This is a genomic window from Mycobacterium sp. ZZG (assembly GCF_054786995.1).
On sequence record NZ_JBTBFV010000031.1, the window covers coordinates 1 to 20,934 of the forward strand.

General features: G+C 67.4%; 19 protein-coding genes and 1 pseudogene. 10 read left to right on the forward strand and 10 right to left on the reverse strand.

Annotated features, from left to right (window positions below; all coding sequences use genetic code 11):
* From ACXMYJ_RS17440 to iolC, 5 genes and pseudogenes are all read right to left on the reverse strand, one after another.
* Positions 1-136, reverse strand: a pseudogene (locus tag ACXMYJ_RS17440) (2-keto-myo-inositol dehydratase); the annotation flags it as partial.
* A gap of 13 nt (positions 137-149) precedes the next feature.
* Positions 150-2,099 carry a 3D-(3,5/4)-trihydroxycyclohexane-1,2-dione acylhydrolase (decyclizing) gene (gene iolD, locus ACXMYJ_RS17445; RefSeq protein WP_460357982.1) on the reverse strand — a complete coding sequence of 650 codons (1,950 nt, stop codon included), beginning with the start codon at positions 2,097-2,099 and terminating at the stop codon, positions 150-152.
* Between the two features lie 29 nt (positions 2,100-2,128).
* Positions 2,129-2,992: a 5-deoxy-glucuronate isomerase gene (gene iolB / locus ACXMYJ_RS17450; RefSeq protein WP_460357985.1), complete on the reverse strand. Its 864-nt coding sequence runs from the start codon at positions 2,990-2,992 to the stop codon at positions 2,129-2,131.
* Entirely contained in the window at positions 2,989-3,873 is an 885-nt protein-coding gene (locus ACXMYJ_RS17455; protein ID WP_460357988.1) for a Cgl0159 family (beta/alpha)8-fold protein, read from the reverse strand. Before ACXMYJ_RS17455 ends, iolB begins: the two co-directional genes overlap by 4 nt.
* A complete protein-coding gene (gene iolC, locus ACXMYJ_RS17460) occupies positions 3,866-4,834 on the reverse strand; it encodes a 5-dehydro-2-deoxygluconokinase (protein WP_260754276.1) in 969 nt (322 codons plus the stop codon). The genes ACXMYJ_RS17455 and iolC overlap by 8 nt, the downstream gene beginning before the upstream one ends.
* Positions 4,835-4,992: 158 nt before the next feature.
* Between iolC and ACXMYJ_RS17465 the strand changes: the two genes are divergently transcribed.
* Positions 4,993-5,724 carry a GntR family transcriptional regulator gene (locus ACXMYJ_RS17465; protein WP_443188907.1) on the forward strand — a complete coding sequence of 244 codons (732 nt, stop codon included), beginning with the start codon at positions 4,993-4,995 and terminating at the stop codon, positions 5,722-5,724.
* Between the two features lie 93 nt (positions 5,725-5,817).
* Here ACXMYJ_RS17465 and ACXMYJ_RS17470 read toward each other — a convergent pair whose 3' ends face one another.
* Positions 5,818-6,600 carry a TIM barrel protein gene (locus ACXMYJ_RS17470; RefSeq protein ID WP_460357992.1) on the reverse strand — a complete coding sequence of 261 codons (783 nt, stop codon included), beginning with the start codon at positions 6,598-6,600 and terminating at the stop codon, positions 5,818-5,820.
* 188 nt (positions 6,601-6,788) lie between these two features.
* On the opposite strand from ACXMYJ_RS17470, the gene ACXMYJ_RS17475 reads away from it, so the two are divergent.
* The 5 genes from ACXMYJ_RS17475 (at position 6,789) to ACXMYJ_RS17495 (ending at position 11,262) form a co-directional block, all read left to right on the forward strand.
* On the forward strand, positions 6,789-7,781 hold the full coding sequence (locus ACXMYJ_RS17475) for a LacI family DNA-binding transcriptional regulator (RefSeq protein ID WP_443188905.1): 993 nt from the start codon (positions 6,789-6,791) through the stop codon (positions 7,779-7,781).
* 167 nt (positions 7,782-7,948) lie between these two features.
* Positions 7,949-8,965, forward strand: coding sequence for a substrate-binding domain-containing protein (locus ACXMYJ_RS17480; protein WP_460357995.1), 1,017 nt, complete (start codon positions 7,949-7,951; stop codon positions 8,963-8,965).
* Positions 8,965-10,023, forward strand: a complete 1,059-nt coding sequence (locus ACXMYJ_RS17485) for an ABC transporter permease (protein ID WP_260754270.1) — start codon at positions 8,965-8,967, stop codon at positions 10,021-10,023. The genes ACXMYJ_RS17480 and ACXMYJ_RS17485 overlap by 1 nt, the downstream gene beginning before the upstream one ends.
* 4 nt (positions 10,024-10,027) lie before the next feature.
* Positions 10,028-10,852 carry an ATP-binding cassette domain-containing protein gene (locus ACXMYJ_RS17490; protein WP_260754268.1) on the forward strand — a complete coding sequence of 275 codons (825 nt, stop codon included), beginning with the start codon at positions 10,028-10,030 and terminating at the stop codon, positions 10,850-10,852.
* Positions 10,853-11,121: 269 nt separating this feature from the next.
* On the forward strand, positions 11,122-11,262 hold the full coding sequence (locus ACXMYJ_RS17495) for a hypothetical protein (protein ID WP_260754266.1): 141 nt from the start codon (positions 11,122-11,124) through the stop codon (positions 11,260-11,262).
* Positions 11,263-11,282: 20 nt separating this feature from the next.
* Here the strand turns inward: ACXMYJ_RS17495 and ACXMYJ_RS17500 are convergent, their stop codons facing one another.
* From ACXMYJ_RS17500 to ACXMYJ_RS17515, 4 genes are read right to left on the reverse strand one after another with little or no spacing between them, the layout of a single operon-like run.
* Complete coding sequence (locus tag ACXMYJ_RS17500) at positions 11,283-12,245, reverse strand: Gfo/Idh/MocA family protein (RefSeq protein WP_460357999.1); 963 nt, start codon at positions 12,243-12,245, stop codon at positions 11,283-11,285.
* The gene (locus ACXMYJ_RS17505) at positions 12,242-13,114 is read right to left on the reverse strand and encodes a sugar phosphate isomerase/epimerase family protein (protein WP_460358002.1); all 873 of its coding nucleotides are present in this window, start codon (positions 13,112-13,114) and stop codon (positions 12,242-12,244) included. Before ACXMYJ_RS17505 ends, ACXMYJ_RS17500 begins: the two co-directional genes overlap by 4 nt.
* On the reverse strand, positions 13,111-14,115 hold the full coding sequence (locus ACXMYJ_RS17510; RefSeq protein WP_260754260.1) for a Gfo/Idh/MocA family protein: 1,005 nt from the start codon (positions 14,113-14,115) through the stop codon (positions 13,111-13,113). Before ACXMYJ_RS17510 ends, ACXMYJ_RS17505 begins: the two co-directional genes overlap by 4 nt.
* Entirely contained in the window at positions 14,112-15,320 is a 1,209-nt protein-coding gene (locus ACXMYJ_RS17515; protein WP_260754259.1) for a phytanoyl-CoA dioxygenase family protein, read from the reverse strand. The genes ACXMYJ_RS17510 and ACXMYJ_RS17515 overlap by 4 nt, the downstream gene beginning before the upstream one ends.
* Positions 15,321-15,387: 67 nt before the next feature.
* Between ACXMYJ_RS17515 and ACXMYJ_RS17520 the strand changes: the two genes are divergently transcribed.
* The 4 genes from ACXMYJ_RS17520 to mobA all read left to right on the forward strand — a co-directional run bounded on the left by ACXMYJ_RS17520 (position 15,388) and on the right by mobA (position 20,488).
* Entirely contained in the window at positions 15,388-16,398 is a 1,011-nt protein-coding gene (locus ACXMYJ_RS17520; protein ID WP_260754257.1) for a LacI family DNA-binding transcriptional regulator, read from the forward strand.
* Between the two features lie 323 nt (positions 16,399-16,721).
* Positions 16,722-18,689 (forward strand): 2-oxoacid:acceptor oxidoreductase subunit alpha, encoded by a 1,968-nt coding sequence (locus ACXMYJ_RS17525; RefSeq protein WP_260754254.1) that lies wholly within the window; start codon positions 16,722-16,724, stop codon positions 18,687-18,689.
* Positions 18,690-18,717: 28 nt separating this feature from the next.
* The gene (locus ACXMYJ_RS17530) at positions 18,718-19,800 is read left to right on the forward strand and encodes a 2-oxoacid:ferredoxin oxidoreductase subunit beta (RefSeq protein WP_460358007.1); all 1,083 of its coding nucleotides are present in this window, start codon (positions 18,718-18,720) and stop codon (positions 19,798-19,800) included.
* A 46-nt stretch (positions 19,801-19,846) separates the two neighbouring features.
* Positions 19,847-20,488 (forward strand): molybdenum cofactor guanylyltransferase, encoded by a 642-nt coding sequence (gene mobA, locus ACXMYJ_RS17535; protein WP_443188904.1) that lies wholly within the window; start codon positions 19,847-19,849, stop codon positions 20,486-20,488.
* Positions 20,489-20,934: the final 446 nt, after the last annotated feature.

Sequence of the window (20,934 nt, forward strand, 5' to 3'; positions counted from 1 at the left end):
AGGGGCCCAGCTCGATCCACTCATAGCCCGACTCGGCGACCTCGTCGAGGAAACGGGTGTAGGGCGTCTGCTGCGGATCGTCGGGAAACCACACCCCCCACGAATCCGGCGCGGAGCCAACACGAATTGAAGTCACGGTGCTCCCTGGCCTAGCGGTCGGACGGATTGATCAGTGGCCGCTGGACTTTCTTCCAGTCTGCGTACCGCTGATGGGCCTGCTGGGTGGACGCCAGTGTCGAGACCTGGCTGACCGGCACGTCCCACCAGGAATGGCTGTCCGGTGCAAAGACCATCGGGTCGGTCTCGACGTGGATGACCGTGGTGCGGTCACTGGCCTTGGCGACCTTGACGGCATCGGTGAACTCGGCGGCGGTCGTGACACGGATGACGTCGGCGCCCAGGCTGGCCGCGTTCGCGGCCAGATCGACAGGCAGTTTGCCGCCGTTGAGCCGGCCGTCCTCGCCGCGGTACCGGTAGCTGGTGCCGAAGCGTTGCGAGCCAACGGAATCCGACAGGCCGCCGATGGAGGCGAAGCCGTGGTTCTGCACCAGCACCGGGATGACCTTCACACCCTCCTGCACGGCGGTGACGAGTTCGGTGGCCATCATCAGGTAGGAGCCGTCGCCGACCATGATGAACACGTCGCGGTCGGGGGCTGCCATCCGCACTCCGATACCGCCGGCGATCTCATAGCCCATGCAGGAGAACCCGTACTCGACGTGGTAGCCCTTGCGGTCGCGCATCCGCCACAATTTGTGCAGATCACCGGGCATCGACCCGGCGGCGCACACTACGACGTCGCGGGCGTCGGACAACGTGTTCACCAAGCCGATCACCTGGTTCTGGTTCAGCGCGGCACCGTCCTCGGTGCGGTACGCCGCGGTGACGGTGTCGTTCCACTCGGACATCAGTTCGCGGACGCGCGAGGTGTATTCGTCGCTGACCGAGTAGTCGTCGAGCAGTCCGGTCAGCGCTTCGAGCGCTTCCCGGGCGTCGGAGACCACGCTGATCCCGCCCTGCTTGACCGAGTCCAGGGATGCCACGTTGATGTTGACGAACCGGACGTCGGGGTTGTTGAACGCGGTGCGCGACGCCGAGGTGAAATCGCTGTAACGGGTGCCGATCCCGATGATGACGTCGGCCTCGGCGGCCAGCGCGTTGGCCGCCGTGGTCCCGGTGGACCCGACGGCGCCGACCGAGCGCGGATCGTCGTGCAGCAGTGAGCCCTTCCCCGCTTGGCTCTCGCAGACCGGGATCCCGGTCTGGGCCACAAACTGCGCCAGCGCGTCGTTCGCGCCGGAATAGATGACACCGCCACCGGCGACGATCAGCGGTTTGGTCGCCGAGCGGATGACCTCGGCGGCCTTGGCGATCACGGCCCGCTCGGGCATCGGCCGGGCGATGTGCCAGGTGCGCTCGGCGAACAACGAGACCGGCCAGTCGAAGGCCTCGGCCTGCACGTCCTGCGGCAGGGCGATCGTCGCTGCGCCCGTCTCGACGGGATCGGTCAACACCCGCATCGCCCCCAGCAGCGCCGCGGGCAGCTGCTCGGGACGCCACACCCGGTCGAAATAGCGCGACAACGGTTTGAACGCGTCGTTGACGGTGACATCCCCGGACGAGGGCAGCTCCAGCTCCTGCAGCACCGGTGAGCTCACCCGGGTGGCGAAAGTGTCTGCGGGCAGCAGCAATACCGGCAGTCGGTTGATGGTGGCCAGCGCGGCGCCGGTCAGCATGTTCGTCGAGCCCGGTCCGACGCTGGCGGTCACCGCCCACGCCTGGGTGCGGTCGCGCTGCCGGGCGTACGCGACGGCGGTGTGCACCATGGCCTGTTCATTGCGGCCCAGCACATACCGCAGGCCCGGTTGTTCGCCGGCCTCGTGGGCCTCCACCTCGTCCTGAAGCAGTGCCTGGCCGATGCCCGCGACGTTGCCGTGGCCGAAGATGCCCAAGCACCCGGCGAAGAACTTGTGCCGCTCACCGTCGTGTTCGACGTACTGGTTGGCCAGGAAGCGCACGGTCGCCTGGGCGACGGTGAGCCGTACGGTCGGTTCGTTGTCGACGAACTTCTCTGTCGACTTCGGCGCGGTGGAAACCACGGGTCACGCTCCTTCGGTGGCGGAGTACATCACGATTGCGCGGTGAACGGCAGACGCGGGTCGATCTCCTGGTGCTCCCAGCTGCCGCGCAGCCAGGTGTGATTGGGATCGTCACAGATCAGCCAGGCGCGGGTCGGTCCCGAACCGGCCATCACGTTCAGGTAGTACATGTGGTGTCCCGGAGCCGCGATGGACGGGCCGTGGTAGCCGTGGGGGACCAGCACCACATCGCCGGTGCGGACCTCTTCGAGCACCTCGATCGGGCGCTCGGGGGTGCCATAGACCCGGTGATAGCCGAATCCCGGTGTGCCCGCCGGGCTGTCGTCGATCTCGAAGTAGTAGATCTCCTCGAGCTGGGTCTCGACGTCAGTGTTCTCGTCGTGCTTGTGCGCGGGATAGCTCGACCAGTTGCCACCGGGGGTGATCACCTCGCAGGCAATCAGCGAGTCCGCCTCGAATGCGGTGGCGGTGCCGAAGTTGTGCACCTGGCGGCTGCAATTGCCCGCCCCGCGCAGTTCGACGGCCACGTCGGCCGCGGCGACGCGGCGGTTCGGGAAGGACGTCTTCGCGCGGGCACCGCAGATCGCGATGCGGCCCCGGCCCGACAGGAAGTAGTCCTGGCCGAGGCCGAGGTACACCATGTCTGCGGGCCCGTCGAACACCGAAGCGCGGGCCGACAACTCGAACGTCTCGCCGCCGCATTCGACGCGCCCGGCGCCGGCCAACGGCAGGATCATCACCTCGTTGTCGCCGGTGTTCAATGACACCGAACCGTCATTTCCGAGATCGACTACGTGCAAGGAGGATTCGGCCCAGCCGGCGTCCTCCGGGGTGATCGCGACGGTGAACGGAGCCGAAGCGCTGTCGGCCGGAATGTACAGCTTCGACCTCATCGGACCATCGCCACCGCGGTCGCGACGGCCGAGCTGACGTCGTCGTCGGGCGGGTAGAGCAGGGTGCGGCCGACGATCAGGCCGCGCACCGACGGAAGTGACAACGCCTTCTCCCAACTGGCGAACGCCTCTTCGGGATCGGTGGGATCCCCACCGAGCAGCAGGGTGGGAAGGGTCGTGGACTCCATGACGCGCTCCATCTCGTCCACCACGGGCAGCTTCATCCAGGTGTACGCCGAGGTGGAGCCGAGACCCTGGCCGATGTGCACCGATTTAATCACCGCGTCGGGGGTCAGGTCGTTGCGGACCTTGCCGTCGACGCGCGAGGACATGAACGGCTCCAGCATCGCGATCAGACCGTGGGCGGCGAGCTCGTCCACGGCCTGTGCGCAGGCCGCAAGCGTGGACACCGTGCCTGGATCGTCGAGATCGATGCGGCACAACATCTTTCCGCCGTTCATCCGCGCCGCGGCGGTCGATGCGGCGGTGGCGCCCGTCATCCGGTCGTCGAGCTCGAACGACGAGCCGGCCAAACCGCCGCGGTTGAACGACGAGAACACCACCTTGTTCTCGAGCGCGCCCAGCAGCACCAGGTCATCGAGGATGTCCGCGGTGGCCAGTACTCCGTCCACGCCGGGATCGGCGAGCGCGGCCTGCAACCGGTCCAGCAGATCGGTGCGGCTGTTCATCGCGGTCGGCCGCCCGCCGACGGCGAGAGCGCCGCGCGCGGGGTGATCGGCGGCGACGATCATCAGGCGTCCGTTGCCGCGCAAGGTCGGCCGGGTGGTGCGCTGCGCCCAGGCGCGTGCGACAGCGCCCGGGTCGGTGGCACGCAGCTCGGTGATCGAGGCGTAGGTGGGGCGCACGGCGGTATCAGACATTGACGGCCTCCACAGCGGTCTGCTCGGCCAGTTCGGCGACCTCGGCGGCGGTCGGCATCGCGGTCGAGCACTCCAGCCGACCGGCGACGATCGCGCCGGCGGCGTTGGCGTAGCGCAGGGTCTTCTCCAGTGACCAGTTGTGGAGCAGTCCGTGGCACAGGCTGCCGCCGAACGCGTCACCGGCTCCCAGGCCGTTGACGACGTCGACTTGGTTGGGGGGCACGGTGACCGATGTGTGCCGGGTCTTGCCGAGCACCCCGCGCGGGCCCTGCTTGACGATGGCGAGTTCCACCCCGAGGTCGAGCAGCGCGTCGGCGGCTCGGTGCGGGTTGGACTCGCCGACGGCGATCTCGCACTCCTCGCGGTTGCCGACGGCGACCGTCACGTGTGCCAGCGCCTTCTGCACCTGCTCGGTGGCGGCTGCGGGCGTCTCCCAGAACATCGGGCGGTAATCCAGGTCCAGGACCGTGAGCGGCCGACGCTCGCGCGCCTCCCATGCAGCGAAATGCGCACTGCGACTGGGTTCCTCAGACAGACCTGTCACCGTCGACCAGTAGAGTCGCGCCGAGCGGACCGCGTCCGCATCGATCTCGTCGGCACGGATCTGCAGATCGGGGGCGCTGGGCTTGCGGTAGAAGTACAGCGGGAAATCGTCGGGCGGGAAGATCTCGCAGAACGTCACCGGCGTCGGGAACTCACTGTGGGTGGTGACGTATGAGTTGTCCACCCCGAGGCGAGCCAGTTCGGCGCGCACGTAGCGGCCGAACGGGTCGTCGCCGACGCCGGAGATCAGCGCCGACCGGTTCCCGAGTCGCGCCGCGGCGACCGCGACGTTGGCGGCGCTGCCGCCGAGGAACTTCCCGAACGTCTGAACCTCTTCGAGGCCGACACCGGTCTGGAGCGGGTAGACGTCGACGCCGCTGCGCCCGATGGCGAGCACGTCGTATGGCTGATTGGTCATCACAAGTCACTCCGACGGGATAGGTGTGGGTGGCTGCCTGAAACTGTGCCCCTGGTCACGGCACCATGTCAAGACTTTGTCCTGACATTCTATCTTTATCTCAATCGATGTTAGTATTCAGCTACTCTTGACCCGCCCTATACGAGATCGGAGCGGACTTGCCCCTGACTGTGGAGCTCGACAGGTCAAGCCCGGTTCCGCTGTACTACCAGCTGGCCCAGGCGATCGAGGCTGCGATCAGAAATGGCGAACTCGCGCCCGGGGACCGGTTCGAAAACGAACTCGCGTTGGCGAAGCGTCTGACGCTGTCCCGCCCGACCACCCGCCGGGCGATCCAAGAGCTCGTCGACAAGGGGCTGCTGGTCCGCAAGCGCGGAGTCGGCACCCAGGTGGTGCAGAACCCGGTGCACCGCCGGGTGGAACTGACCAGTCTGTTCGACGACCTCGCCCGCGCCGGCCAGGAGCCGACCACGCGATTGCTCAAGTACGAGGTCGGCCCGCCCGACGAGGAGACCGCCCGCGAGCTGAATCTGGCCGAAGGCCGGGAGGTCGCGTCGATCCACCGGTTGCGGTGCGCGAACGGCGAGCCGCTGGCCCTGATGGTGAACCATCTGCCCGCCGACATCGCGCCCGACGCCGACGAGTTGGAGAGCAACGGTCTGTACCAGTCGCTGCGGACCCGCGGTGTGCACATCCGGCTGGCCCGCCAGCGGATCGGCGCCCGCAGCGCGACCCGCGCGGAGGCTCACCTGCTCGATGAGAAGCCCAACGCGCCGCTACTGACCATGACGCGTACCGCCTTCGACGACTCCGGTGCCGCCGTGGAGTTCGGCAACCACTGCTACCGCGCGTCGCGTTACTACTTCGACACCACGCTCGTCGACCGCTGACCCGTCCCGGCGGACCCCTTCTGCGCCGAAATCGCATTCCACGCGGCGAAAACGCGGAAAGTTCCGCGTGGAATGCGATTTCGGCGGGGGAGGTCAGGTGAAGGCGGCGCGGAAGGCTTCCAGTGCGGCCTCGCTGCCCGCGACTCCGGCGCCCGACGTCCAGGCCTCCATGCCGACGGTGCCGGTGTAGCCGAGCGTCCGCAGCGCCGCCGCGACAGCGGCGTAGTTGATCTCGCCGGTGCCGGGCTCGCAGCGGCCGGGCACATCGGCGATCTGGATCTCGCCGATCGCGCCACCGCAGCGACGGAGCAGCTCGATCAGATTCCCCTCGCCGATCTGCGCGTGATACAGATCGAGCATCATCTTCACGTTCGGGTGGTTCACGCCTTCGACCAGCGCGAGCGTGTCCTTGGCGCGGGCCAGCGGCACACCGGGGTGGTCGACGATCGTGTTCAGGTTCTCGACGCAGAACGTGACGCCGGCCGCGGCGCCGAGTTCGCCCAACCGCTCCAGGGTGCGGGCCGCCGTCAGCCACATCTGCCCGGTGCTGCGTTGCCGGGGACGCGCCGCCTGCCCGTCGACGAGCTCGGCGGTGTGCAGGTTCAGCCGCGAGACCCCCAGCGTTTCAGCGGCTTTGATACTCAACTCCGCTGTCCGCACCACCTCGTGACAGCTGTCCGGATCGATCAGGTCGCCGTGCAGGTAACCCGTCATCGATGTGAACACCGCGCCGGTCGCCGCCAGCGCGGCCAGATCCTTGTCGTGCCAACTCCAGATCTCGACCGCGAAGCCGAGCTCGTGGATGCGTTTGACCCGATCCAGGATCGGCAGATCGCGGAACACCATCTCGGCGCACACCGCCAACTGAAAGCTCACTGCAGCAGTTCCTTTCGATGTCGCCGCCGCGGCGGCCGATGTCCGATGGCGCGGTCGGCGACCGAGCGAGGCGCGAGCACCGCATGCGAGCCATTGGCTACGCGCGTGGACTAGAACGTTCTAGGCCACGCTAGGCGGTGGGTCCGGATTTCGTCAACGGGGAAGCTGGAACGTTCTAGGCTGAGCGCATGCAACGGAGACCGACGCTCGCCGACGTGGCCGAGCGGGCCGGGGTGTCACGGGCGCTGGTGTCGATCGTGATGCGCGACGCCGCCGGCGCCAGCGAACTCACGCGCAAGCGGGTGAAGCGCGCGGCCGACGAGATCGGCTACCGCCCGGATCCGCAGGCCCGGCGTCTGCGTCAGCACCGGACCCGGCTTGTCGGCGTGAGCTTCTCGGCTCATCAGGAGTTCCATGCCGATCTCGTCGACGGCGTGTATGTCGCCGCCGAAGCCCTCGGCTACGACGTCGTGCTCAGTGCTGTGACGCCGCATCGCGACGAACGGCGAGCGCTGCGCACCCTTGTCGACGACCGTTGTGAGGGCCTGCTGCTCGTCGGGCCACAGTTGCCGACCCGCGCGCTCGATGAGTTGGCGGCGCAACTGCCGGTGGTGGTGATGGCGCGACGGGTGCGAAGCGTCGACGCGGTGCGCAGCGATGATGTGGCAGGTGCGGAGGCCGGGACGGCGCACCTGCTTGGGCTGGGACATCGCCGAATCCTCTATCTGGACGGCGGGACCGCGCCCGGCGCCGCCGAACGGCGGCGCGGCTACCGGCGCGCAGCCAGGGCTGCCGGAGTGTCCGAGCTCATCGCCACCGGCGGGCTCACCGAACAAGACGGCGCGGCTGCGGCGTGGGCGATGCTGGCGTCGGGAAAGCTGCCCGAGGCGGTCTTCGCGTTCAACGACCGGTGCGCAGTCGGTGTGATGGATGTGCTGATCCGATCGGGTGTCGCTGTGCCGCAGGACATTTCCATTCTCGGCTTCGACGACAGCCCCCTCGCCCGGCTGGCGCACATCCAGCTCACCACGATCCGCCAAGACAGCGGAGGTCTGGCGACGGCGGCGATGCAGCGCTTGGTGGCCCGGCTCGACGGTCAGGTCGATGACGGCGCGGTGGCCGACCTCGTGCGGGAGCCGACGCTGGTGGTGCGAGCATCGACCGCTGCGCCAACCTCCTGACCTGCATTGATTGGGACGGCTAAATGACATGCAGTCCTAATGTCAGGACAAAGTCTTGACTTTCCGGAGTGAGCCGTATTACATCACCTGTGAGGCGTGTCGCCCGGCACAGGCCTGTACTGGTCCGGCGGGCGTCGCGGCAGTCCCGAGGACAAGGAGAAACTGTGATGGGCGCTCGCGCGAAGAGCAACAAACCTGTGACGTTCAAGCGGCTCGCGGCGCTGGCGGGCGCGGGGGTCCTGGCATTCGGAATCGTGTCGTGTTCCTCCACCGGCGGAGCGCCCGAGGGGTCCGGCGAGGGTGGCGGCGGCGGCACGGTCGACACGCCGCGCATGACCATCGCAATGATCACCCATGAGGTGCCGGGTGACTCTTTCTGGGATCTGGTGCGCAAGGGCGCTGAGACGGCGGCGAAGAAAGACAACATCGAGCTGCGCTACTCCAACGATCCCGAGGCGCCCAATCAGGCCAACCTCGTGCAGTCGGCGATCGACAGCAACGTCGACGGCATCGCGGTCACGCTGGCCAAGCCGGACGCCATGCAGGCGGCAGTCAGAGCCGCTGAGGCGAAGGGGATTCCGGTCGTGGCGTTCAACGCGGGCATGGACGCCTGGAAGGGCATGGGCGTCAAGGAGTACTTCGGGCAGGACGGCCGCATCGCCGGTCAGGGTGTCGGTGACCGGCTTCGCAGCGAGAACGCCACCAAGGCCATCTGCGTGATCCAGGAGCAGGGACACGTCGACCTCGAGGCGCGCTGCGCCGGTGTCAAGGAGACGTTCCCGGCCACCGAGACGCTCAACGTCAACGGCAAGGACATGCCGTCGGTGGAATCGACCATCACCGCCAAGTTGCAGCAGGATCCGAGCATCGATTACATCGTCACCCTCGGCGCTCCGTTCGCGCTGACCGCGGTGCAGTCGGCCAAGAACGCGGGCAGCACCGCCAAGATCGGCACGTTCGACACGAACGCCGCCCTGGTCGAGGCGATCCAGGCCGGTGACGTGCAGTGGGCCGTCGACCAGCAGCCCTACCTGCAGGGCTACCTCGCCGTCGACTCGCTGTGGCTGTACCTGACCAACGGCAATGTCATCGGCGGCGGCCAGCCGACCCTGACCGGGCCCGCCTTCATCGACAAGTCGAACATCGATGCGGTGGCTGAGTATGCGAAGGGCGGCACCCGCTGATGTCCACCCAGCAGACTCTCGACGTCGCCGGCCACAAGGTGGTGCGCGACGAACGCGTCAAGGAACGAAACCGGCTGCAACGCATCCTGATCCGGCCCGAGATGGGCGCGGGCATCGGTGCCATCGGGATCTTCGTCTTCTTCCTGATCGTCGCGGAACCGTTCCGGGAGGCGTCGTCGCTGGCCACGGTTCTGTACGCCAGCTCCACGATCGGCATCATGGCTTGCGGCGTCGCGGTGCTCATGATCGGCGGTGAGTTCGACCTGTCGGCCGGCGTGGCCGTCACATTCAGCTCGCTGGCCGCGTCGATGCTCGCCTACAACCTGCACCTGAATCTGTGGGTGGGCGCGCTGCTTTCGCTGATCCTGGCGCTGGCCGTCGGCTTCTTCAACGGCTTCCTGGTGATGAAGACCAAGATTCCGAGCTTCCTGATCACCTTGAGCACCTTCTTCATGCTCGCCGGCATCAACCTCGCGGTCACCAAGCTGGTGGCCGGGCAGGTCGCCACTCAGAGCGTCAGCGACATGCAGGGTTGGGACTCGGCGCAGAAGGTGTTCGCGTCGTCGTTCACGCTGTTCGGGGTCAGCATCCGGATCACCGTGGTGTGGTGGCTGGTGTTCACCGCGATCGCGACATGGGTGCTGTTCAAGACCAAGATCGGCAACTGGATCTTCGCGGTCGGCGGTGACAAGGACAGTGCCCGCGCCGTGGGTGTTCCGGTCACCAAGGTCAAGATCGGGCTGTTCATGTTCGTCGGGTTCTGCGCCTGGTTCGTCGGCATGCACCTACTGTTCGCGTTCAACACGGTGCAGTCGGGCCAGGGCATCGGCAACGAGTTCTTCTACATCATCGCCGCGGTCATCGGCGGATGCCTGCTGACCGGTGGGTACGGCACCGCTATCGGTGCGGCCATCGGTGCGTTCATCTTCGGCATGACCAACCAGGGCATCGTGTACGCGGGCTGGGACCCCGACTGGTTCAAGTTTTTCCTGGGCGCGATGCTGCTATTCGCGGTGATCGCCAACAACGCCTTCCGCAACTACGCAGCAAAGAAGTGATTCGATGACTATCTCTGTCGAAAAGCCAAGCAGCGACGCGCAATCCGGTGGCAAGGCGCCTCTGGTCGAGCTGAAGAACGTCGGCAAGTCCTACGGCAACATCACCGCGCTCAAGGACATCTGCCTGCGGGTGCACGCCGGTGAGGTCACCGGCATCCTCGGCGACAACGGGGCCGGGAAGTCCACGCTGATCAAGATCATCGCCGGACTGCATCAGCAGACTGAAGGCGAGCTTCTCGTCGACGGCGCACCCACCAAGTTCGCCTCACCGGCCGAGGCGTTGGGCAAGGGCATCGCGACCGTCTACCAGAACCTGGCCGTCGTGCCGCTGATGCCGGTGTGGCGCAACTTCTTCCTCGGCCAGGAGCTGCGCAAGAAGTCGTTCCCGTTTTCGTTGGACGCCAACGCGATGCGCGCCACGACGTTGTCCGAGCTGTCGAAGATGGGCATCGACCTACCGGATGTCGACGTCCCGATCGGCTCCCTGTCGGGTGGTCAGAAGCAGTGTGTGGCGATCGCGCGGGCGGTGTTCTTCGGGGCACGGGTGCTGATCCTCGACGAGCCCACCGCCGCGTTGGGCGTCAAGCAGTCCGGGGTGGTGTTGAAGTACATCACCGCCGCCAAGGAGGCCGGGTTCGGCGTGGTGTTCATCACGCACAACCCGCACCACGCGCACATGGTGGGTGACCACTTCGTCCTGCTCAACCGCGGCAGGCAGAAACTCGACTGCACCTACGACGACATCACCCTGGAGCACCTCACCCAGGAGATGGCCGGCGGCGACGAGCTCGAAGCGCTGTCCCACGAGCTGCGCGCCTCCAAAAACTGAGTCAGCGCCGGATCGCAGGCCCCGTGGACGGATTCGTCTGCGGGGCCTCCGGTCGTGCGTCAGCGCACGTCCAGGACGGCCTCAGCGCGGAATCGTCCACGACCCGCACCGGGGCTCTCGCGCACCTGTCGCTCCAACCGCGCATGCCTGGCCGCAACCGGCGCTACGGCCGGAAAATTTTGCCAGGACACCGAGGGTTCATGGTTTCGACATGATGTCGGTACCGCTGTCGACGAGCCCGATACGGATCCGGACGGCACAATGGCGTCATGACCAATGGCGAACCCCGGGCGCATGCCCCGGTTTGGCGTGATCCGCTGTCAGCGGGTTGGCGGGCGCACCGCGGTCTGATGCTGTTGCGCCTGCGCTGGCACGAGCGGCGCGGTGCAGGGGCCTCCCAGCAGGAGTGATCCGCCGGCGGGGCTGCAGGTCAGCGCGGGTTCATTCCCGCCGCGCGATAGACGTCGTCGATGAGCGCCATGTTGGCCACCGCGTCGGCCGTGTCGAGCGGTAGTGGGGCGCCGTGGCGGACGTGATCGGCGAACGCCTCGAGCTGATACGTGTACGACGTGCGGGTGCCGTGGCTTTCGACGGTGGTGCCGTCCTCGGTGCACAGCGTCAGCCTGTCGTCGCCGTGCGGCTTGATGAAGTCGTGCACGAACGCCTCTGCGCGCGTGCCGATCAGCCGCAGCGTGAACGAATACTCTTCGTCGACCATCGAATTGGCCGTCAATCCGGTCACCCCGGACGGGAACACCAGCTCCGCGTCGAACCGCTCGTCGACGCCGGGGCTGCGTTGCACCGCCGTCGCCGACACCACCGACGGCGTGCCGAATCTGCGCAGGATGTGCAGCCCGTAGCAACCCAGGTCCATGAGTGCGCCACCGGCGAGCTCCAGCGACCAGCGCGGGTCGCCGGACGCCGGGGTCGGCATGCCCATCCGCACCTCGATGCGGCTCAGTTCGCCGAGGGTGCCGTCCCCGGCCAAGGCCAAGGCCCGCTGCGTGACGGGGTGGAACAGGTAGTGGAAGCCCTCCATCACCGTGACCCCCGCGGCCTCGGCCGCGGCGGCCACCCGGGCCGCTTCCTCCCGGTTTCGGGCGAACGGTTTCTCCGTCAGCACCGGTTTGCCTGCCGTGACCGCGGCCATGTTCCAGGGCGCGTGCAACGCGTTGGCCAGCGGGTTGTAGATGACGTCGACCTCCGGGTCGGTCACCACATCCTGGTAGGAGGGTACTACCCGCTCGACGCCGTACTTGTCTGCGAAAGACTTGGCCCGCAACGGATCCCGGGCGGCCACCGCAACCAGACGGTGCCCCAGCTCCTGGGCGGGTTCGACAATCGCCGATTCGGCGATCCGCGACGCGCCGAGGATACCGATCCGCAGCGTCACGACGAGATGCCGGCAGCCGCGCCCTGCAGGTACTCGACACTGGCCAGCACGTCGGCCAGCGGTCCGGCCCCGTCCGGCTCGCGGTCGAGGATGTTGTCCTGCTCCATCACGTACCAGCCGTCGAACCCGTGGTCCTCCAACGTCTTCACAATGCCGGCGATGTCCACGTCGCCGGCGCCCAGCGGGACGTACATGCCCGCGGCCACGGCCTGGGTGTAGGTCATCTCACCGGACTGCACCTTGGCCGCCAGGCCGGCGTCGACGTCCTTGAGGTGGGCGTGCCTGATCCGTTCGGGCACCTCTTTGGTCAGCGCCAGCGGGTCGGTGCCCCCGATCAGCAGGTGACCGGTGTCCAGACACAGCGGAATCCGCGACCCGGCGAGCACGCGGTCGACCTCCGCGCGCGACTCCACCATGGTGCCGACGTGCGGATGCAGCACGGCGGTCAAACCGCGCGCGGCGACGACGTCGGCCAGCCGATCCAGGTTGGACAGCAGAGTCGCCCACTGTGTCTCGTCGAGGACGGGGCGTTCGTCGTAGCCGTCCAGGCCGGTGGCGGCGGCGAGTACGACAACTCCCGCGCCCGCGGCGACCAGCGACTCCAGCGGTCCGGCCAGGTCCTCGACCGGGTCGTGGTCGTCCTTGTACAACACCACCGGCACGAATCCGCCCACGCACGCGAGCCCGTAACCGTCGAGCAGTTGCACCAGTTCGGCGGTGTCAGTGGGCAGGAAGCCCTCCGGCCCCAGTTCCGTTGCCGTCAAACCTGCCTGGCGCATCTCGGTCAGCACCCGATCGGAGCTGAGCTGATAGCCCCAGCCGGGAACCTCGCACACACCCCACGAAATCGGCGCACCCGCGATCTTCATTCCTTGACCTCCTCGATGCGCACCGGAACACCCCGGCGCAGTGACTCTGTGGCAGCTTCGGCGATCCATGCGACCTCCACCGCGTCGCTGACTGTGGCGCCCTGAATGGGGCCGCCTTCGACAACTTTCACAAAAGCGCCGAGCTCGGCGCGGAACGCCTCGGTGAACCGGTCCATGAAGAAATGGTGCGGCTGACCGGTAGGGAAGTCAGAGGACGGGTCGGCGTTGTGCACCGGGACACCCTGGTCCCAGCCCGCGACGACGGTGTCGTCGAAGCCATGCACCTCAAGGCGGCAGTCGTAGCCGCGGCCGTTGTACCGGGCCGCGGACACCACACCCAACGCGCCGCCGTCGAACCGCACCACCACGGCGGCGGTGTCGACGTCGCCGTACTCGGCGAACAGCGGGTCGCCCTGCACGCTGCCGGTGGCGTACACCTCCACGACGTTCTGCCCGGTGACCCAGCGGATCACGTCGAAATCGTGCACGGCGCAGTCGCGGAAGATGCCGCCGGAACCCTTGATGTAGTCCATCGGCGGGGGAGCGGGATCCATCGTGGTGCTGCGAACAGTGTGCAGCGCGCCCAGCGTGCCGTTGTCGACGGCCTGCTTCACCGCCGCGAAGGCGGCATCGAATCGGCGCTGATAGCCCACCTGGACGGCCACTCCCGAACGGGTGATCGCCTCGGCGACGCGGGCGCTCTCGGCGGCGGTGGACGCGATCGGCTTCTCGCAGAACGTCGGCAGCCCGCGCTCGACGGCGGCCAGAGTCAACTCCGCGTGCGCGGGAGTGGCCGCCGCGACGACCACGCCATCGATGCCCGAGGACAACAGCTTCTCGACCGATTCCACCGGCGTGGCACCGTATTTGGCGGCCACCTCGCTGACGACGTCGGGCCGTTCGTCGGTGATGACGAGGCCGGACACCTCCGGCAGATTGATCAGCGTCTCGGCGTGGAACGCCCCGATCCGGCCGAGGCCGATGAGTCCGAGGGTGGTCATGGGTTTCTCCGTTCGTTGTGATCGCGAAGCGCGATGTCGAGTTCGTCCGCGGTGAGGTTTGCGGCCAGTGCGTCGAGCACGGTGTCGACCTGGCTCAGTGGGGCCAGGCTGCCGATGGGTTGGTCGCTGTCCAGGTTGGTCGGGAACGCATAGCCCTCGGCGGTGGCCACCACGGCGTTCTCCACGTCGCGGTGCGGCCGGCCGGCGGCTTGCATGGCCAACAGGGCGGGATAGACGGCGCGCACCATCGCGGTGCGGTCCAGCGCCTCCATGGCCCGGCCGAACGGTGAGCTGATCTGCATCAGGTTCGCGATGCGGCGGATGTCGGCCGAGACGTTGGTGCCCGCACCGTGATACAGCGCCGGATTGAAGAACACCGCGTCGCCGGTGCGCAGCGGCAGCTGGACGTGATGCGCGGCGAAGTAGTCGATGAACGCGGGCCGGTTGAACGCGAGGTAGCCGCCGGTGAAGCGCTGCGAATGGGGCAGCAGCATGGTCGGCCCGCTCTCGACGGGCATGTCGCAGTGCGCGACGGCGCCCTGCAGCGTCAGCGTCGGGGACGTGCGGTGGATGTGCGCCGGATAGGCGGACAGGTGCTGCTCGGGAACGAAGCCGAGGTGGTAATCCCGGTGCGGCACCTGGGCTTTGCCGCCCGGATTGACGACGTTGACCTGTGAGGTGACCTGGTAGCGCGGCCCCAGCCAGGCCTGGCAGACGACCGCGAGGGCGTCGTTGGCGTAGTAGTCGGCGAACACCTGCGGGTCGTGCAGCGCCAGCTTCTGCGCGGCGTTCCAGATGCGGTCGTTCGCGCCGGGCGCACCGAAGTGGTCCCCAGCGGCGAGGCCAGCCGCGCGCTGGGCCTCGATGAGCGCGAAGAACGCGTCGTTGGTGCGGTCCACGACGTCGGTGTCGAAGGCCTCGGTGAACACCACGACGCCGGGGCCGTCGGCCAGCGCCCGGATCAGCTCGGCCTGCAACGCGCGTCGGTCGGTCGTGCGGGCCATCGCCGGCGCGGAGTAGACGAGCACGTTGTCGCGTACCTCGCGGGCGTGCGGGTAAACGCTGAGGTCGGTGTCGCGCTCGACCTGGCGGCGAAATTCGTCGAGGTCGAGGTCAGAGTCATCCAGCCACGGGCTGGGCGCGGTGTTGAGCGGTGCTGCCACGCCGCCTAGTCTTGCTGTGATCAGCACCGCAATCAACGGCATGAATCCATCAAAAACACCTCAGCGGTCGCGGCCGGCCGGCGGCCACTGCGCGGGAGAGGAGAGCCACGTGCCGCACAGGTACAAGGTGCGCGAGATCGCGCAGCAGGCCGGGCTCAGCGAGGCGACCGTGGACCGCGTGCTGCACAACCGGCCGGGGGTCCGCGAGAACACCGTGGCCGAGGTGAGGCAGGCGATCGCCGACCTGGACAAGCAGCGGGCCCAGCTGCGGCTCAACGGCCGGCGTTATCTGGTCGATGTGGTCATGCAGACCCCGCAGCGGTTCTCCGACGCATTTCGTGCGGCCGTGGAGGCCGAACTGCCCGCGTTCGCACCGGCGATGATGCGGGCCCGGTTTCATCTGTGGGAGTCCGGTTCCCCTGCGCAGACGGTGGAGGCGCTGGACAGGATCCGGGGCAGCCACGGGGTGGTGCTCAAGGCGCCCGACGATTCCGCGGTGGCCGAGGCCGTCGACCGGCTCGTCGAGTCCGGGGTCCCGGTGGTGACCTACACGACCGATGTGCCGTCGAGTGCGCGGTGCGGCTATGTGGGCATCGACAACCACGGCGCCGGCGTCACGGCGGCCTACCTGATGCAGCAGTGGCTCGGGGACGCACCGTCCGATGTGCTGATCACCCTGAGTCGCACGGTGTTCCGCGGGGAAGGCGAGCGGGAGGTCGGGTTCCGTTCGGCGCTGCGCCCGTCGGGACGCGCGATCGTCGAGGTCAGTGACAGCGACGGCATCGACGCCACCAATGAGCGTCTGGTGCTCGAGGCGCTCAAGGCCAACCCCGGCGTGCGGGCGGTCTACTCGGTCGGTGGCGGCAACGTGGCGACGGTCGCGGCGTTCGAGAAACTCGAGCGGGAGTGCAGGGTGTTCATCGCGCACGACCTGGACGCCGACAATCGGCGGCTGCTGCGTGATGGCCGGATCTCGGCGGTGCTGCACAACGATCTGCGTGCCGACGCCCGCCTCGCGCTACGCCTGATCCTGCAGGAGCAGGGCGCTTTGCCGGCGGAGCCCGTGCGGCCGGTGCCGATCCAGGTGGTGACGCCCTACAACGTGCCCGTCCATCACTGACCCCAAGGTCGCAGGTGCTAGCTGGCAGCTACTGATGGGTAACCGTTTCTAAGAAAACGGCGTCGCGCCGAGGTGTCTTGTAAACGTGACGAACAACACAATTTTGTCTCATCGTGACTGCGGGCGACGCGCTGAACTGTGCGTTCGGTGAGGCGGCCCCGAAACGTCGCCGCGTCGGCTGGTATAGGACGGCCTAAGAGAAGTGCAATAATCGGTACTGCTAGTGACACCAAATTGTGGTGGACACCCATTCGCGGCGCGTTGCGTCGACTGCGACTCGGTGGGTATTCGCCAGATGTGGCCCTGACAGCACCGGGCAGCTCATGGAAGGCAGGCGAGTGGGAGAGAACGGCAACGCGGCCGCAACGCCTCGGCAGAAGCTGGAAAAAGTCGTCATCCGGTTCGCCGGCGACTCCGGTGACGGAATGCAGCTCACCGGCGACCGGTTCACCTCCGAGGCCGCGCTCTTCGGCAACGACCTGGCCACCCAGCCGAACTACCCGGCCGAGATCCGCGCCCCTCAGGGCACCCTGCCCGGCGTGTCGTCGTTCCAGATCCAGATCGCCGACTATGACATCCTCACCGCCGGTGACCGTCCCGATGTGCTGGTCGCGATGAACCCCGCCGCGCTCAAGGCCAACGTGTCGGACCTGCCCCGGGGCGGCCTGATCATCGCGAACTCCGACGAGTTCACCAAGCGCAACCTCGCCAAGGTCGGCTACGACGCCAACCCGCTGGAGAGCGACGAACTCTCGGACTATGTCGTGCAGGCGGTCCCGATGACGACCCTGACGCTCGGCGCGGTCGAATCCATCGGCGCCACCAAGAAGGACGGCCAGCGCGCCAAGAACATGTTCGCGCTCGGGCTGCTGTCGTGGATGTACGGCCGCGAACTGGAGCACAGCGAGGCCTTCATCCGGGAGAAGTTCGCCCGTAAGCCCGATGTCGCCGAGGCCAACGTGCTGGCGCTCAAGGCAGGGTGGAACTACGGCGAGACCACCGAGGCGTTCGGCACCACCTACGAGGTCTCCCCGGCCAAGCTCAAGACCGGCGAATACCGGCAGATCTCCGGCAACACCGCGCTGGCGTACGGCTTGATTTCCGCTGGGCACCTCGCCGACCTGCAGATCGTGCTCGGCACATACCCGATCACCCCGGCCTCGGACATCCTCCACGAGCTGTCCAAGCACAAGAACTTCAACGTGCTGACGTTCCAGGCCGAGGACGAGATCGCCGGTATCGGCGCGGCCATCGGCGCGTCATACGGGGGCGCGCTCGGTGTCACGAGCACGTCAGGGCCCGGCGTCTCGTTGAAGTCCGAGGCGATCGGCCTGGCCGTGATGACCGAGCTGCCGCTGATCGTCATCGACGTCCAGCGCGGCGGGCCTTCGACGGGTCTGCCCACCAAGACCGAACAGGCCGACCTGCTGCAGGCGATGTTCGGCCGCAACGGCGAGTCGCCGGTGGCCGTGCTGGCCCCGCGTTCGCCGTCGGACTGCTTCGACATTGCCGTGGAGGCCGCGCGGATCGCGATCGACTACCACACCCCGGTGATGATCCTGTCCGACGGTGCGATCGCCAACGGCTCGGAGCCGTGGCGGATCCCGGACGTGTCCTCCTACGACAAGATCGAGCACACCTTCGCCAAGGAAGGTGAGCCCTTCCAGCCGTACGCCCGCGATCCCGAGACGCTGGCCCGCCAGTTCGCGGTCCCCGGCACTCCCGGGCTGGCGCACCGGATCGGTGGCCTGGAATCGGCCAACGGCTCGGGCAACATTTCGTACGAGCCCAAGAACCACGACCTGATGGTCCGCCTGCGCAACGAGAAGATCGCCGGGATCGCGGTGCCCGACCTCGAGGTCGACGATCCGACCGGCGATGCCGAGCTGCTGATGCTGGGCTGGGGCAGCAGCTACGGCCCGATCGGTGAGGCCTGCCGGCGCGCACGCCGCAACGGCATCAGGGTCGCGCACGCGCAGCTGCGGCACCTCAACCCGTTCCCCGCGAACCTGGGCGAGGTGCTCAACCGCTACGCCAGGGTGGTCGTCCCGGAGATGAACCTCGGTCAGCTCGCGTTGCTGCTGCGTGGGAAGTATCTGGTCGACGTACAGTCGGTGACCAAGGTGGAAGGGATGGCGTTCCTCGCCGACGAGGTGGAGGGCATCATCGACGCCGCGCTGGAGGGAACGCTCGGCGACAAGGAAATCGAGAAGGCCAAGTTCGCGCGGCTGGCCGCGGCCACCATCGAGGCCCCGGCGACCGACGCGACTGGTGTGGGAGCGAACGCATGACCGACGAGCGCTTGCGCGAGGAGCCGAAATGACCGACCTGATCGGCAGTGACCTGGGGCTGACCCCGTCTGGCCTGACCAAGACCAGCCTGGTCCCGACGACCGACCAGCCGCAGAAGGCCAAGGACTTCACCAGCGACCAGGAGGTCCGCTGGTGCCCCGGTTGCGGCGATTACGTCATTCTCAACACGATCCGCAACTTCCTGCCCGAGCTGGGTCTGCGTCGCGAGAACATCGCGTTCGTCAGCGGCATCGGCTGCTCCAGCCGGTTCCCGTACTACCTGGAGACCTACGGTTTCCACTCGATCCACGGTCGCGCACCCACCATCGCCACCGGCCTCGCGCTCGCGCGCGAAGACCTCTCGGTGTGGGTGGTCACCGGTGACGGAGACGCGCTGTCGATCGGCGGCAACCACCTCATCCACGCGCTGCGCCGCAACATCAACATCACGATCCTGCTGTTCAACAACCGGATCTACGGTCTGACCAAGGGGCAGTACTCGCCGACCTCGGAGACCGGCAAGGTCACCAAGTCGACGCCGATGGGCTCGCTGGACTACCCGTTCAACCCGGTCTCCCTGGCGCTCGGCGCCGAGGCGACCTTCGTCGGCCGCGCACTGGACTCGGACCGCAAAGGACTGTCCGAGGTGCTTCGCGGCGCCGCCCAGCACCGCGGTGCGGCGCTGGTGGAGATCATGCAGGACTGCCCGATCTTCAACGACGGCTCGTTCGACGCGCTGCGCAAGGAAGGCGCCGAGGAGCGGCTGATCAACGTCACCCACGGACAGCCGATCACCTTCGGTCCTGACAGTGAGTACTGCGTGGTCAAGTCCGGATACGGGCTGGAGGTCGCCAAGACCGCCGACGTGTCGGCCGACGAGATCGTGGTCCACGACGCGACGGTCGAGGATCCGGCGTACGCGTTCGCGCTGTCGCGGCTGTCCGAGCAGAACCTCGACCACATGGTCATGGGGATCTTCCGTCAGGTCAGCAAGCCGACCTACGACGACGCGGCCCGTCAGCAGCTGGCCACCGCGCGCGAGACCAGGGCGCACGACACCGCTGCCCTGCAGTCGCTGCTGCGCGGTAAAGACACCTGGACAGTCGACTGATCCGACTGGCTGACCCAGCCTAGGTAGCTGCGCTAACGTCACCGGTGTGACGTCACCGCTGCCGTTGGCTGCTGTCGTACTCGCCGGGGGAGCCTCCCGGCGGATGGGTCGGGACAAGGCCACGTTGACCGTCGACGGACCCTCGGGGCCCGTCACCCTTATCGAGCGCGTGGTCGCCGTGGTGCGTGAACGCTGCGATCCGGTCTTCGTGGTCGCCGCACCCGGTCAGGCGCTGCCCGACCTGGATGCCGTCGTGCTGCGCGACGAGATCCGCGGTGTGGGGCCGCTGCTGGCGACCGGCCGGGGTCTGCGTGCCGCCGCCGAAGCAGGCCGCGCGCACGCGTTCCTGTGTGCGGTCGACATGCCGGCGCTGACCTCCGAGGTGATCGATGTCCTCGCCGCCCCCGCGGGCCGGTTGGATGCGGACGTGGTGCTCCCGTGGGACGGGCGCGACCACTACCTCGCGGGTATCTACCGCACGGCCCTGCACACCGTGGTCTCGGAGCTGCTCGCGGCTGGGGAGCGCAGCATGCGGTCGCTGGTGGATGCGGTCGACACGCAGCGGATCGTCCTGCCGCCCCAGCCGTCCCTGGCCAACGTCAACACAGCAGACGAGCTGGCAGCAGTCGTACCGCCGCGATTGTCCCAGCAAATTCCCATTGATTCCTTTGACAATGACTATCGCTAATTCCTTGCCCGAAATCGGCCAATTCCTCGTATTTACTGTCGTAATGTTTGACAGCTGTCAGGATGGTCGGGTGTGACGGCATGGCCGGCCGTCGGCCCCTTTGTCATGTTGCGCTCCAACAAGTTTCAGTATCTGCGGGGCTGAAAAGCGGTCAATTCGAGCGCTTTTCACCCTGACAAGCGCGATTGAACTGGTTCGCCGAAATTGGAGACGGTTCCCGTATTCGTTCCCGGCGCCCCGATTTGGCGACCGGGCGGTGCTCCGGCCGTCCGTCGACCGCTGTCGTTTCGCGGCGAAAACGGCTGATTTGGAAGAGGATTCGTCTGGGACGGGTTGCGCGCCGGGTTGCGGTGGTTCACTGACGACCATCGAAATCAGTTGCAGGAAAAGGGAATTCGATGATGGCAAGGAAGCGGTGATCGCCCCGGGCCAGCGAACCGACTCGC

Coding starts and splice junctions, on each gene's coding strand:
- ACXMYJ_RS17515 (WP_260754259.1), bottom strand. CDS start 15,320: ATGCCGTTGATTGCGGTGCTGATCACAGCAAGACTAGGCGGCGTGGCA.
- ACXMYJ_RS17495 (WP_260754266.1), top strand. CDS start 11,122: ATGACCAATGGCGAACCCCGGGCGCATGCCCCGGTTTGGCGTGATCCG.
- ACXMYJ_RS17485 (WP_260754270.1), top strand. CDS start 8,965: ATGTCCACCCAGCAGACTCTCGACGTCGCCGGCCACAAGGTGGTGCGC.
- iolC (WP_260754276.1), bottom strand. CDS start 4,834: ATGACCAATCAGCCATACGACGTGCTCGCCATCGGGCGCAGCGGCGTC.
- ACXMYJ_RS17505 (WP_460358002.1), bottom strand. CDS start 13,114: ATGAAGATCGCGGGTGCGCCGATTTCGTGGGGTGTGTGCGAGGTTCCC.
- ACXMYJ_RS17480 (WP_460357995.1), top strand. CDS start 7,949: ATGGGCGCTCGCGCGAAGAGCAACAAACCTGTGACGTTCAAGCGGCTC.
- ACXMYJ_RS17525 (WP_260754254.1), top strand. CDS start 16,722: ATGGAAGGCAGGCGAGTGGGAGAGAACGGCAACGCGGCCGCAACGCCT.
- ACXMYJ_RS17455 (WP_460357988.1), bottom strand. CDS start 3,873: ATGTCTGATACCGCCGTGCGCCCCACCTACGCCTCGATCACCGAGCTG.
- ACXMYJ_RS17530 (WP_460358007.1), top strand. CDS start 18,718: ATGACCGACCTGATCGGCAGTGACCTGGGGCTGACCCCGTCTGGCCTG.
- iolB (WP_460357985.1), bottom strand. CDS start 2,992: ATGAGGTCGAAGCTGTACATTCCGGCCGACAGCGCTTCGGCTCCGTTC.
- ACXMYJ_RS17510 (WP_260754260.1), bottom strand. CDS start 14,115: ATGACCACCCTCGGACTCATCGGCCTCGGCCGGATCGGGGCGTTCCAC.
- ACXMYJ_RS17490 (WP_260754268.1), top strand. CDS start 10,028: ATGACTATCTCTGTCGAAAAGCCAAGCAGCGACGCGCAATCCGGTGGC.
- ACXMYJ_RS17475 (WP_443188905.1), top strand. CDS start 6,789: ATGCAACGGAGACCGACGCTCGCCGACGTGGCCGAGCGGGCCGGGGTG.